General features: G+C 68.7%; 12 protein-coding genes. 8 read left to right on the top strand and 4 right to left on the bottom strand.

The window, feature by feature from the left end; all coding sequences use genetic code 11:
• Positions 1–39 precede the first annotated feature (39 nt).
• Both CDOO_RS13290 and CDOO_RS08185 read left to right on the top strand, forming a co-directional pair.
• Positions 40–597 (top strand): DUF4190 domain-containing protein, encoded by a 558-nt coding sequence (locus CDOO_RS13290; RefSeq protein ID WP_018021078.1) that lies wholly within the window; start codon positions 40–42, stop codon positions 595–597.
• Positions 597–1,817: a DUF418 domain-containing protein gene (locus CDOO_RS08185; RefSeq protein WP_018021079.1), complete on the top strand. Its 1,221-nt coding sequence runs from the start codon at positions 597–599 to the stop codon at positions 1,815–1,817. The genes CDOO_RS13290 and CDOO_RS08185 overlap by 1 nt, the downstream gene beginning before the upstream one ends.
• Positions 1,818–1,870: 53 nt before the next feature.
• Here the strand turns inward: CDOO_RS08185 and CDOO_RS08180 are convergent, their stop codons facing one another.
• A complete protein-coding gene (locus tag CDOO_RS08180; RefSeq protein WP_425389135.1) occupies positions 1,871–3,313 on the bottom strand; it encodes an RNA polymerase sigma factor in 1,443 nt (480 codons plus the stop codon).
• Positions 3,314–3,548: 235 nt separating this feature from the next.
• Entirely contained in the window at positions 3,549–4,313 is a 765-nt protein-coding gene (gene ppgK / locus CDOO_RS08175; RefSeq protein ID WP_018021081.1) for a polyphosphate--glucose phosphotransferase, read from the bottom strand.
• A 26-nt stretch (positions 4,314–4,339) separates the two neighbouring features.
• On the opposite strand from ppgK, the gene CDOO_RS08170 reads away from it, so the two are divergent.
• Complete coding sequence (locus CDOO_RS08170; protein ID WP_018021082.1) at positions 4,340–5,224, top strand: inositol monophosphatase family protein; 885 nt, start codon at positions 4,340–4,342, stop codon at positions 5,222–5,224.
• A gap of 136 nt (positions 5,225–5,360) precedes the next feature.
• A complete protein-coding gene (locus CDOO_RS08165) occupies positions 5,361–5,651 on the top strand; it encodes a DUF4193 domain-containing protein (RefSeq protein WP_018021083.1) in 291 nt (96 codons plus the stop codon).
• Between the two features lie 68 nt (positions 5,652–5,719).
• On the opposite strand, the gene CDOO_RS08160 is transcribed toward CDOO_RS08165, so the two are convergent.
• The gene (locus tag CDOO_RS08160) at positions 5,720–6,223 is read right to left on the bottom strand and encodes a DUF3093 domain-containing protein (protein WP_018021084.1); all 504 of its coding nucleotides are present in this window, start codon (positions 6,221–6,223) and stop codon (positions 5,720–5,722) included.
• 69 nt (positions 6,224–6,292) lie between these two features.
• Between CDOO_RS08160 and dut the strand changes: the two genes are divergently transcribed.
• The 4 genes from dut (at position 6,293) to dxs (ending at position 11,044) form a co-directional block, all read left to right on the top strand.
• Positions 6,293–6,787 carry a dUTP diphosphatase gene (gene dut, locus CDOO_RS08155; RefSeq protein WP_018021085.1) on the top strand — a complete coding sequence of 165 codons (495 nt, stop codon included), beginning with the start codon at positions 6,293–6,295 and terminating at the stop codon, positions 6,785–6,787.
• A 52-nt stretch (positions 6,788–6,839) separates the two neighbouring features.
• Positions 6,840–7,757 carry a DUF3710 domain-containing protein gene (locus CDOO_RS08150; protein ID WP_018021086.1) on the top strand — a complete coding sequence of 306 codons (918 nt, stop codon included), beginning with the start codon at positions 6,840–6,842 and terminating at the stop codon, positions 7,755–7,757.
• Positions 7,758–7,766: 9 nt separating this feature from the next.
• Complete coding sequence (locus CDOO_RS08145; protein WP_018021087.1) at positions 7,767–9,032, top strand: class I SAM-dependent RNA methyltransferase; 1,266 nt, start codon at positions 7,767–7,769, stop codon at positions 9,030–9,032.
• 131 nt (positions 9,033–9,163) lie between these two features.
• Entirely contained in the window at positions 9,164–11,044 is a 1,881-nt protein-coding gene (gene dxs, locus CDOO_RS08140) for a 1-deoxy-D-xylulose-5-phosphate synthase (protein WP_018021088.1), read from the top strand.
• Between the two features lie 16 nt (positions 11,045–11,060).
• On the opposite strand, the gene CDOO_RS08135 is transcribed toward dxs, so the two are convergent.
• Positions 11,061–12,260 (bottom strand): HRDC domain-containing protein, encoded by a 1,200-nt coding sequence (locus CDOO_RS08135; protein ID WP_020384544.1) that lies wholly within the window; start codon positions 12,258–12,260, stop codon positions 11,061–11,063.
• Positions 12,261–12,268 lie beyond the last annotated feature (8 nt).

The raw sequence follows: 12,268 nt of genomic DNA, 5'->3' as shown, positions 1-12,268 counted from the left end.
CAAGGGGCCGAACGAGATCTCAAGAGGAGTTGACTTCGCATGACCACGCGCGAACCAGGCGAATACGGAAATGACAACGTGAACAACGGAGTCGGCAACACCGGGGCCGGAAACACCAGCCCCTACGGTGGCTACGAGAACTACGGCAACACCGGCAACGTCGGCAACACCACCCCGGGCTACGGGGCAGCCGGCACCAACGATCAGCTCGGCGGCTACGGCAACTACGCCGAGACCCAGCCGGCCGCCGGAGCACCCGTGACCGGCGAGACCAACGGCCTGGCCATCGCGTCGCTGGTCATCGGCATCATCGCGCTGCTCGGCCTGGTCGTCGGCGGCCTCGGCTTCTTTGTCGGCATCATCGGCCTCGTCGTGGGCATCCTCGCCGTGGTCAAGGCCCGCAAGATCGTCGGCCCCGGCCGCCGCATGGGCATGTCCGTGGCCGGCCTGGTGCTGTCCATCCTGGCGATCGTCCTCCCGCTGGTGCTGTTCGGCTTCGCCTTGGCCTTCCTGGGTTCCACCGGAGCCATGGACTGCCTCTCCATCGGTGACCAGGCAGCCATGCAGACCTGCATCGAAGACGCTCTCGCGCAGTAGTGACTACGACAACCCACCAGCCCCCTCGCATCGTCGCTCCCGACGTTGCCAGGGGGCTGGCCCTTTTTGGCATCGCCTGGGCGAACATCCCGTCCTGGGCCGGCACCGACCCCTCCCTTGCCGGGGCGGACTTCGGCGGCGTCGGCCCCGGCGGCACCCTGGATCAGCTGGCGGTGGTGCTCTCGGCCATGTTCGCCCACGTGCGGGGGCTGCCCATGTTCTCCACCCTGCTGGGTTTCGGGGTCGGGCTCATCGCCGTGAGCCTGTGGCGGCGCGCCTATCCGGTCGGTGCGGCGCAGGGGACGCTGGCCAGGCGCTACGGCATCCTCGCCGGGATCGGTGTGCTGCACTGTCTGCTGCTCTTCTTCGGCGACATCATCTTCCTCTACTCTTTGCTCGCGCTCATCCTCATCGCCATGATCCGGTTGCGTGACCGGACGCTGCTCATCATCGCGGGTGTGCTCTACGGCCTGCACCTTTTCGCCACCCTGGCGTTGACGGCGCTCACACCGGACATCCCCTCGGCGTCGATCTCGGGCATCCCGGACTCCTACCCGGAGTACCTGCTCAGCAACCTCGTGTGGCTGCTGGGATACCTGTTCTCCGTCCCCGTCGCGGGCGCCAGCATCCTCCCACTCATGATCCTGGGGTTCGTCGCCGCCCGCAGGGGAGTGCACCAGCGCCCGGCGGACTTCGCCCGGATTCTCTGGGGCTGGGTTGCGCTCGCCGCGGCCATCGTCCTGCTCGTCGGCGCACCGATGGGACTGGCCGCCATCGGCGTTCTCCCGGCCGGGTGGGAACCGGTGTTCTCCGGCATGAACCAGGCGTTCGGCTACCTCACCGGCCCGGGCATCGCCGCCGGGGTGCTGCTGGCCTGCCGCGGGCTGCAGGCGCGCGTGGCCTCCGGCGACACCCGCCGGTCGCTCCCGCTGACGATGATCACCGCGCTGGGCAAACGTTCCATGTCCGGCTACATCCTGCAGTCGATCCTCTTCTTTGTGCTGTGCCTGCCCTTCACACTCGGCCTCGGCGCGGACATGGGCGCCTTCGGCCAGATGTTTGTGGCGCTGGGCGTCTGGGGCACGACGGTGCTGGCCGCCTGGCTGTGCGAGCTCGCCGGGCGCAACGGACCGGTCGAGGCGATCCACCGGCGGCTGAGCTACGGGCGTGGCGGGTTACCCGCGCGCTACGGGCAGTTGGTGGGCACGGAGCGTCGATAGGCACCAAAAAATCCCGACCGCAGGTGGTCGGGATTTTTGCGTGTCGACGCCCGTTAGTCCAGGTAGTCGCGCAGAACCTGCGACCGCGAGGGGTGGCGCAGCTTGGACATCGTCTTCGACTCGATCTGCCGGATGCGCTCGCGCGTGACCCCGTAGACCTGGCCGATCTCGTCGAGGGTGCGCGGCATGCCGTCGGTGAGGCCGAAGCGCAGGCGAACCACGCCGGCCTCACGCTCGGACAGCGTGTGCAGGACGTCCTGCAGCTGATCCTGGAGCAGGGTGAAGGAGACGGCGTCGACCGCGACGACGGCCTCGGAGTCCTCGATGAAGTCGCCGAGCTGGCTGTCGCCCTCGTCTCCGATGGTCTGGTCGAGGGAGATCGGCTCGCGGGCGTACTGCTGGATCTCGAGGACCTTCTCCTCGGTGATGTCCATCTCCTTGGCCAGCTCCTGCGGGGTGGGCTCGCGGCCCAGGTCCTGCAGCAGCTCACGCTGGATGCGGCCCAGCTTGTTGATGACCTCGACCATGTGCACCGGGATACGGATCGTGCGGGCCTGATCGGCCATGGCGCGGGTGATGGCCTGGCGGATCCACCAGGTGGCGTAGGTGGAGAACTTGTAACCCTTGGAGTAGTCGAACTTCTCCACGGCACGGATCAGACCGAGGTTGCCCTCCTGGATGAGGTCCAGGAACGCCATGCCACGACCGGTGTAGCGCTTGGCCAGGGAGACCACCAGGCGGAGGTTGGCCTCGAGCAGGTGGTTCTTCGCCTTGCGGCCGTCGCGGGACACGGCACGCAGGTCGCGCTTGAACGCGGGTGTGAGCTTCGCGTCCTTGTCGCCGGCCTGCAGGGCCTTCTCCATCTCCTCGAGACGGTGCTGGGCGTAGAGGCCGGACTCGATGCGCTTGGCCAGGGAGACCTCCTCCTCGGCGTTGAGTAGCGCCACCTTGCCGATCTGCTTGAGGTACGCACGCACGGAGTCGGCCGAGGCGGTGAGCTGGGCGTCCTTGCGGGCCTGACGCAGCGCGGCGGACTCGTCCTCGTCCCAGACGGAGGCACCGGCGTCGACGACGACGGCCTTTTCCTCGTCTTCGTCCTCGGGGGCGTCGGCCTCGTCGAGGGTGGGCTCCTCGAAGTCGTCGTCCTCGACGCCCTCGGTGACCAGGGTGGGATCGAAGTCCTGCTCCTCGACGTCCTCGGTGACGTTCTGCTCGCTCGCGTCGACGACGGAGGTGTCGACCTCGTCGGCGGTGTCCGGGGTCTCCGGCGCGGGGGCTGCCTTGGCGGTCTTGGCGGTGGCCTTGCGGGCCGGAGCCTTGCGGGTCGTCTTCTTCGCCGTCGCCTTGCGCGCAGTCTTCTTGGCCGTCTTTTTCACGGCCTTCTTAGCGGTCTTTTTGGCGGGAGCCGCAGTAGCAGCTGACGAAGTTTCGTCGACTGCTTCCACGTTCGCCTTGTCAGAAGATTCAGTGGCTGCCACGTACGCCCTTTCGCTCAAAGCTTGGTGCGGAACCTCCCGCGGGGGAGAGGATCCCCTCGGCTGTCGTTCCTGGGAGGAACCGCCGATCGGTGCTCCACGTTACGTCACCGGACAACGGTGACAACGCGAGGTCGGCCGGAAGAATTTCCTCGGTGGAACTTCCCCCCGGGGAGACCCCTTGTGGTGAACTGCGTCTTAGTGTACGTGAGAATTCTCAGGTGCCGTGCACCGACCCGGGGAGAACGCCCGCCGACTAGGGCGTGATGCGCTCGGCGACCGCCATGGCCGCACCCACGATGCCCGCGCGGTTGCGCAGCTCGGCGGGCAGCACCGGGGTCTGGGTCTCCAGCAGCGGAACCCACTTCTCGTGTTTGCGGGAGATGCCGCCGCCGACGATGAAGGTCGTGGGGGAGAACAGGCGCTCGTACTCCACGAGCACCGTGTTCACCCGCGCGGCCCACTTGCGGTAGCTGAGCTCCAGTCGGTCCTTCACGGCTGACGACGCCTGGTGCTCCGCCTCCTGCTCGCCGACCATGAGGTGGCCCAGCTCCGTGTTGGGGAACAGGTCGCCGTCGAGAAGGAAGGCCGAACCGATGCCCGTGCCGAAGGTGAGGAAGATGACCGTGCCCACGCGGGCATCGGGGTGGCCGAACTGCGCCTCCGCCAGTCCCGCGGCATCCGCGTCATTGAGCACGGCGACCTCGCGCCCGGGCAGGTGGCGGTGGAAGAGCTCGGCGACGTCCGTGCCGACCCAGCTCTTGTCGATGTTCGCGGCCGAGCGGGCCACCTGGTCCTTGATCACGGACGGCAGCGTGATGCCCACCGGCCCGTCCCAGCCGAAGTGACCGACGATGTTGAGGATCTCCGCGGCGACCGCCTCCGGGGTGGAGGGGCGCGGGGTGTCGATCTTGTGGCGTTCGGTGACGAACTCCCCGGTGGTCAGATCAACGACGGCACCCTTGATGCCGGAACCCCCGACATCGATGCCCAGTGCCTGGGGAGTCTCTCGAACAGTCATGACCGCCAAGCATACAAGCGGGCACAATGGTCGGCATGACGTACCGCGACGCACGCGACACCCGTGAACCTGACCCGAGCCCGGCAGACCTGCGATCGATCTGTGTGGATCTGGTGACAGAGACCGCGTCGCTAGTGGCTTCTCGACGCCGCGAGCTCAGCGCCCGGGGAGACATCCGGGACTACTCCATGAGCAAGTCCTCGGCGGTCGACCCCGTCACCGTCGTGGACACCCTCGCGGAGGAGCACCTCTACGAGCGCATCAGTGAACTTCGCCCCGCCGACGGCATCATCGGCGAGGAGGGTTCGGACAAGGAGTCCGCCACCGGGCTCTCGTGGATCGTCGACCCCATCGACGGAACCGTGAACTTCCTCTACGGGATACCGCACTACGCGGTCTCGGTCGGCGTGGCGCGCGACGGCGAGGTGCTCGCCGGGGCCGTGATCAACGTCGTCACCGCCGAGACCTATTCCGCGGCCAGGGGAGAGGGTGCCGCCAAGAGCGTGGCCGGGGAGGAACACCGGCTCGGCGCCACCGGGGTTGAGTCGCTCGACATGGCGCTCGTGGCCACCGGGTTCGGTTACGGCGCGCAGCGCCGGCGGAGGCAGGGGGAGATCGTCGCCACGCTCCTTCCCCGGGTGCGCGACCTCCGCCGGCTGGGATCGGCCGCACTGGATCTGTGCCACCTGGCGGAGGGGAGGGTGGACGCCTACTACGAGAACGGGATCCACTGCTGGGACTTCGCCGCCGGGGCGATCATCGCCCGGGAGGCGGGAGCCGTGGTGGAGGTACCCCCGCTGTCGGTCTCCGGAACGGAGGGGCGCCTGAGTCTCGCCGCCGCGCCGGGTATCGCCGACGCCTTCGCGGGGCTGCTGCGAGATGCCGGAGCCACCCGCCCATTGGGGCCGTGACCACGGTCGATGGGGGAGTAGGGGGACCGATGTAGACATCGGCGTGAGGCTCGCTTAGTATGCGGCACGTCAACCGGAAACGAGTTTGCGCACGAACTATTTCCACACCTCAACTTCAACCAGAGGACCGAAGACGATGGCCACCGATTACGATGCCCCCCGCCGCCGCGCGGAAGACGAGTTTGAGACCGACTCCCTCGAGGGGCTCAAGGCCGCCGAAACCCCGTCCAACGGCATGGACGACGACGGAGAGATCATTGAGGCCTTCGAGCCGCCGTCGCTCGACCTCACCGGCGAGGAGCTCAACGTCGACGTCGTGCCCCGCCAGGAGGACGAGTTCACCTGCAGTAGCTGCTTCCTCGTGCAGAAGAAGAACCGCATCTCCCACCACGAGGACGGCCAGCCGATCTGCCTCGACTGCGCCTGATCAGCTCCGTCAGCAAAAACCGCCACGCCCCTAGTCGGGGGCCGTGGCGGTTTTTCTCTGCGACGTTGTCAGCTGCGGGGCATGTGCACCAGGGCGGCGTCCGCCTGATCGGGCACAAACGCCCGCAGCAGGGCCTCCGGGTTCTTCGACGAGATCAGCCAGTAGGGGGTGGGATCCTCGGGATCGTCGAGCACGAGCATGACCATCTGGCGAACCCAGCCGTGGGAGACGACAAAGGCTGCGGGATCGAGCTGCTTGCCCATGGCGTTACGTTTCGCTGACTCCGGCACGGCGAGGGACCTGGCGACGGCATCCGACGGCAGGTTCGCCTGGCCCGCGATGAGCCACCGGGTCCCGTCGCCGTCCTGCTCCACCCGGATCACCGTCGAGGACAACCACAGCAGCACCCAGGCGGCGAGCACGGACAGCAGGACCGCGGGGCCGATCAGCCACCAGACATCCCGGTTGAGCGCAAACTGGGCGGTGGTCAGGGCGACGAGGCCCGCGCCCAGGATCCACCAGTAGAACGGCACCCACTGGCGCTCGCGGTAGATGATTGTCGTTTCCGTCATCACGCTGTCACTCACAGGCCGCAAGTCTAGCCGACCAACCTGGCAGCACCCGACCCGCGGTAGGTAGCCTTGATCACCGTGAACAGGCAATCAGCAGACAACACGGACACGTCCGTCCAGCTCAAGCGGCTCGACCCGGGGCTGCCGGTGCCCACCCGCGCGCACCACGACGACGCGGGTGTCGACCTGTACTGCACCGATGCCGTGCACCTCGCGCCGGGGGAACGTGCCCTGGTGGGAACGGGCATCGCCGTTGCGCTGCCCCCGGGGACCGTCGGCCTCATCCACCCGCGCTCGGGACTGGCGGCCCGCCAGGGGCTCAGCATCGTCAACGCTCCCGGGACCGTTGACGCCGGGTACCGTGGGGAGATCAAGGTTGCGCTGATCAACCTCGACCCCCGCGAGGACATCGACCTGCCCCGCGGATCCCGGATCGCCCAGTTGCTCGTGCAGCGCGTCGAGCTGGTGGACTTCATTGAGGTCGACGAGCTGGATGAGACGGAACGGGGAGAGGGTGGGCACGGCTCCACCGGGGTGGAGACGCACCTGCCTCCGCTCGCCTAGAACCGACAGCAACAGACCACCCTGAGCACCTCTGAGAAAGGATCACCCCACCATGGCACTGTGGCCATTCGGAAAGAAGAACGAGCCGGTCGAGGAGGCTCCCCGCGAGACCACCGACACCACCGAGACCTTCGTACCCGCCGACGAGCAGGTGACCGAGGCTGACACCCGGTCCGACACCGCGGACTCGCTGCAGCGTGACAGGGAGGTTGCCGGAGGCGTCGAGAAGCCCGCCGCCAGCATCCCCCACGACGCGGTCTCCGGTGAGTCGGGGCCGTTCGATGGCGACAACGTCGACATCGAGGAGTTCGACCTCTCCGACTACGCCACCGGGGTGCTCAACCTCGGCTCCATGCGCATCCCGCTGCCCAAGGGCAGCCAGGTGCAGCTGGAGATGGGTGAGTCCGGTCCGCGGATGCTGCACATTGTCACCCGCTTCGGCCGCATCACGCCCGTCGCGTTCGCCGCCCCACGGCAGGGTGGGCAGTGGGAGACCGCCTCCCAGGAGATCCTCGAGGGCATGACCCGCGACGGCATGCCCGCGACCTTCGTCGAGGGAGTCTGGGGCCGCGAGGTCACCGGATCGAGCGGGGACAACACCATGCGCATCATCGGCATCGACGGGCCGCGCTGGATGCTGCGCCTGACCCTGGCCTCGCCGAAGGAGTCGGCCGAACAGCTCACTGAGCTCGCCCGGTCCCTGGCCGCGCGGACCTTCGTCTACCGCGGCGACGACCCCGTGCTCGCCGGCGACTCCCTGCCCGTCGAGCTGCCCCCGCCGCTGGTGGAGCAGGTGCAGGCTGCCATGGCCCAGCGTCAGGAGCAGGCGCGCATCCAGCAGGAGAGCGACCAGGCGAGCACCCGCCGCCACGATGAGCAGGCCGTCAACGACGCCGCCGAAACCCTGAAGAACCTGGGCAGAAACACCGGGAACACCCCGGCGCCCGACTCCGATCCGACAAGAAAGTAACCCCACCACGTGCCTGAGAACCTTGAGAACCCCGTAAACCCCGAGAACCCCGTTGATGCCGTCGAGGTCGGCCAGACCGTCCGGCTGAGCATCGACCGCATGGCGCATGGCGGCGAAGGTATCGCCACCGGGCCCGACGGGCGGGTCGTCTTCGTCCGCGGTGCCTACCCCGGGGACGTCGTGTCCGCGCAGATCACCGAGGTGAAGAAGAAGTTCGCCCGCGCGGAGCTCACGGAGGTCCTCACCGCGGGTGCCTACCGCGGGCCGCAGCGCTGCCCGGCGGCGGCCCAGGGAGCCGGCTGCTGTGACTTCGGCGATCTCGATCCGAGGCGCGAGCCGGAGCTCAAGGCGACCATCCTCGCCGGTCAGCTGGGACGGGTCGTGGATCTGGCGGGCCTGCCCGACACCGAGGTCATCGCCCTGAGCCCCACCCGCGGCTGGCGTACCCGCGTGCGCCTCGGCGTGGACGAGAAGGGCCGCGCGGGCGCGCGCAAGCTGGGATCCAACGACCTGGTCACGTCCGTGGCCTGCACCCAGGTGGCGGAGGGGCTTCTCGACGGCATCGTCGGCGAGAACGCCCGGCGCTTCACTCCGGGTGCGGAGGTCGTCGTGGTTCGGGACTCCGCGGGCGGGCGACATGTCGTCGAGACGCGGAAGGCGCCCCGAGGATCGCGCGTCGAGAACGTCGCTGAGCACCTCGAGGGCGAGAAATTCGTTGCTGAGCAGGCCGACGGCGTGGAATTCGCCTTTCCGCCGACCGCGTTCTGGCAGGCGCACTCCGCCGCGCCGAACGCCTACACCGGACTCATCCGCCGCTGGCTCGCCGACGCCCCGCTCTCCGAGGCACACACGCCCGTCGCGTGGGATCTCTACGGCGGAGTCGGCCTCTTCGTGCCCGCGCTGAGCGACAGCCTCGGCGCCGGCGCCAAGGTCATCTCCGTGGACTACTCCCCGGCCGCGAACACCCCCCAGGCAGGGCTGGCGTCTTACGACGTCGACCGCGTGAACAAGCGGGTCGAGCAGGCTGTGGATCAGCTGTCAGGACCGCACGTCGTGGCCCTGGATCCGCCCCGTACGGGCGCCGGAGCCAAGGTCATCGCCGCCACGGCCAAGGCCAACCCCGCCCGGGTCATTCACATCGGCTGTGACCCGGCCACGTTCAGCCGCGACATTGCCTCGTGGAAGGAGCACGGCTACCGCATCGAGCGCCTGGCCCTGCTCGACGCGTTCCCCGGCACCCACCACTTCGAGGTCGTGGCCCAGCTGGGCCACTGACCGTTGTGGGATTCCAACGGTCAGGCCCCGCGCGGGTAGGCTGTCTGGAAAGAAATTCCCGGGTCGCCATCGCCCGGGACCGGGCAACGAGTGCGGGTCAGCAGTGAGTTAAGGAGCAGGACATCAAACGAATGGGAATCCTCAGCGAACTGTCATCACCCGCCGACCTCAAGGCGCTCGATCCCGGGCGGCTCGAGGAGCTGGCCACCGAGATCCGGGAGCTCCTGGTGAGCAAGGTCGCCGTCACCGGCGGCCACCTAGGCCCCAATCTCGGTGTCGTTGAGCTGACCATCGCCCTGCACCGGGTGTTCGAGTCCCCCGATGAACCCATCATCTTCGACACCTCCCACCAGTCCTACGTGCACAAGATGCTCACCGGGCGCGCGGATCAGTTCGACACCCTCCGCCAGAAGGGCGGCCTCTCCGGCTACACCGACCGCGGCGAGTCCGAGCACGACTGGACGGAATCCTCCCACGCCTCCGCCTCGCTGTCCTACGCCGACGGCCTGGCCAAGGGGCTGCAGCTCGCCGGGCGCCCGGAACGCAACGTCGTCGCCGTGGTGGGCGACGGCGCGCTGACCGGCGGCCTGTGCTGGGAGGCACTGAACAACATCGCCGGCAGCGACCGCAACGTGGTCGTCGTGGTCAACGACAACGGCCGCAGCTACTCGCCCACAATCGGCGGGTTCGCCGCCAACCTCGCCGGCATCCGCATGCAGCACGGCTACGACGAGATCATGCAGGAGGGCAAGAAGCGCCTCAAGCAGATGGGCTGGGTCGGGGAGCGCACCTTCGAGGCGCTCGCCGCCTTCAAGGAGGGCGTGAAGTCGCAGCTGCTGCCCACCGAGATGTTCTCCGACCTGGGCATGAAGTACGTCGGCCCGGTCAACGGCCACGACCTCAAGGTGCTGGACAACGCGCTGCACTACGCCCGAGACTACGACGGCCCGCTGCTCGTTCACGTGGTCACGGAGAAGGGCCACGGATTCGCCCCGGCGGTGAACAACGTCGCCGACCAGATGCACTCCACCGGGGCGATGGACCCCATCACCGGTGAGCCCACCAGCGCCTCCGAGCCCGGATGGACGTCGAAGTTCTCCGACGACCTGGTCGAGCTGGCCGGCCGACGCCGCGACATCGTCGCCATCACCGCCGCCATGGCCGGGCCCACCGGGCTGCAGGCCTTCGCGGACACCTACCCGCGCCGGTTCTTCGACGTGGGCATCGCCGAGGCCCACGCCGTCACCTCCGCGGCCGGGCTGGCACTCACCGGCCTGCACCCGGTCGTGGCGCTCTACTCGACGTTCCTCAACCGCGGATTCGATCAGCTGCTCATGGATGTCGGCCTGCTCAAACTGCCGGTCACCCTCGTGCTCGACCGCGCGGGCATCACCGGTTCCGACGGTGCCAGCCACAACGGCGTGTGGGACTTGTCGGTCGCTTCGGTCGTCCCCGGCATCCGCATCGCGGCCCCGCGCGACGGTGCGCAGCTCACCGAACTCTTCCACGAGGCCGTGGACATCGACGACGGCCCGACCGTTGTGCGGTTCCCCAAGGGAAACCTGCCGGAGGAGATGACGGCCCTGACCCGCACCGCGGACGGGGTGGACATCCTGCGCTACAGCGACGCGGTAGAGGGCTCACCCTCGGTCCTGCTGATCGCAGTGGGGCCGCTGACGGCCACCGCCGTGGAGGCCGCGGAGGCCCTGGAGGCGGACGTCACCGTGCTCGATCCCCGCTGGTGTTTCCCGGTGGCGGATTCAATTCTCGCCCTGGCGGCGGACCATGACCTCGTCGTTGTCGCCGAGGACGGTATCCTCCGCGGGGGCATCGGCTCCGCCGTGTCCGAGGCCCTCAACGCGGCGGGCATCGACACCCCGCTGCGCCAGCTCGCGTTCCCCAGCTACTTCCCCCGGCACTGCTCCCGCAACGAACTGCTTGCCGAGGTGGGGCTCGATGTCCGGGGAATGACCGAGTCCCTGCGCGGCTGGATCGACGAGCTGTCCAGCTAGAACGCGCCAGAACACGTTAGAACACGCGCGCCGCGATGAGCGGCGTGGTGGCGTCGATCTGCCACTCGCGCGCGCCCTCGGCGGCGAGGAAGCGGCGCAGCTGCTCGGCGGTGTGGATGCTGCCGTCGCCGAGCGAGTGCCAGACCGCCGCACGCAGCAGGGCGGGGCGCAGGATGTTCTCCGCCGGGATGTTCACCGCCTCCGACAGTTCCGCGAGGTCCGCGCGCAGCTCGGTGAGCACCTCCCAGGACTCGGGATCGAGGGACTGCCAGGACTTCGGCGACGGTACCTGGGAGGCCGAGCGCTCCGGGCGCGGCCAGGTGTCCCGGTCCGAGCGCCTCGCGGCGGCGACCTCGGACAGCCAGAAGGCCGGGCGTTTGCCCCGGAGCCTCTCGCCGCCGTCTACCCTCTTCAGCTCCGCGGCGGTGGTGGGCAGGCGTTTGGCCATGTCCACCATCGTCTTGGTGGCCAGCACCCGGGTGACGGCGGTGTCCGAATCCTGCGCCAGCCTCTCCCGGGTGCGCCACAGCCGTTCGCCCGCGGCGAGCTGCTCGGAGGACTTCAGCGTGGCCATGCCCTTGGCGGCGCGCCACTGGGTCGGCGCGGGCGGCTCGAGGTGGGTCAGGCGCAGGTGCTCAAACTCCTGGTGGGCGATGTCGAGCTTGCCGGCTGCGTCGAGAAGCTCCGCCATGGCCTCGGCGAGTTCGAGCAGCCATTCCACGTCGAGGGCCGCGTAGTCGAGCCAGCTGTCGGGAAGTGGGCGGGTGGACCAGTCTTCCGCGCCGTGGCCCTTGGCCAGCGAGATCCCCAGGACCTCCTCGTGCATGGCGGCGAGGTTTACCCGCTCGAAACCGGCGAGGCGCCCGGCGAGTTCGGTGTCGAACAGTGCGGCCGGGTGCAGGCCGAGCATGGCCAGGGAGGGGAGATCGGAGGCGGCGGCGTGGATCACCCAGGACAACTCATCCAGCACGGGCGCGAAGGCCTCGGTGAGGTCCGCGCGGTGGCCTTCCGGGTCCAACAGGAGTGTCCCGCATCCGCGGCGGCGGATCTGCAGGAGAAAGGCGCGGTCGCCGTAGCGGAATCCGGAGGCGCGCTCGGTGTCGATCGCCACCGGGCCCCTGCCAGCGGCGAGGCGCTCGGCCGCAGCCGTGAAGTCTTCCGGGGAGTTCAGCAGCGGGGGTCGGCCCGAGGGGGGCCGGGTTACGGGTTCGCTCACGCTGGAAG

Origin of the sequence: Corynebacterium doosanense CAU 212 = DSM 45436 (assembly GCF_000767055.1) — a bacterium.
Taxonomy (GTDB): domain Bacteria; phylum Actinomycetota; class Actinomycetes; order Mycobacteriales; family Mycobacteriaceae; genus Corynebacterium; species Corynebacterium doosanense.
This window is presented reverse-complemented; position numbering and strand designations above follow the sequence as displayed.

What these genes read in the sequence shown, in the direction of transcription:
- ppgK (WP_018021081.1), bottom strand. Translation starts at nt 4,313, where the DNA reads ATGACTGTTCGAGAGACTCCCCAGGCACTGGGCATCGATGTCGGGGGT.
- CDOO_RS08170 (WP_018021082.1), top strand. Translation starts at nt 4,340, where the DNA reads ATGGTCGGCATGACGTACCGCGACGCACGCGACACCCGTGAACCTGAC.
- CDOO_RS08165 (WP_018021083.1), top strand. Translation starts at nt 5,361, where the DNA reads ATGGCCACCGATTACGATGCCCCCCGCCGCCGCGCGGAAGACGAGTTT.
- dxs (WP_018021088.1), top strand. Translation starts at nt 9,164, where the DNA reads ATGGGAATCCTCAGCGAACTGTCATCACCCGCCGACCTCAAGGCGCTC.
- CDOO_RS13290 (WP_018021078.1), top strand. Translation starts at nt 40, where the DNA reads ATGACCACGCGCGAACCAGGCGAATACGGAAATGACAACGTGAACAAC.
- CDOO_RS08150 (WP_018021086.1), top strand. Translation starts at nt 6,840, where the DNA reads ATGGCACTGTGGCCATTCGGAAAGAAGAACGAGCCGGTCGAGGAGGCT.
- CDOO_RS08160 (WP_018021084.1), bottom strand. Translation starts at nt 6,223, where the DNA reads ATGACGGAAACGACAATCATCTACCGCGAGCGCCAGTGGGTGCCGTTC.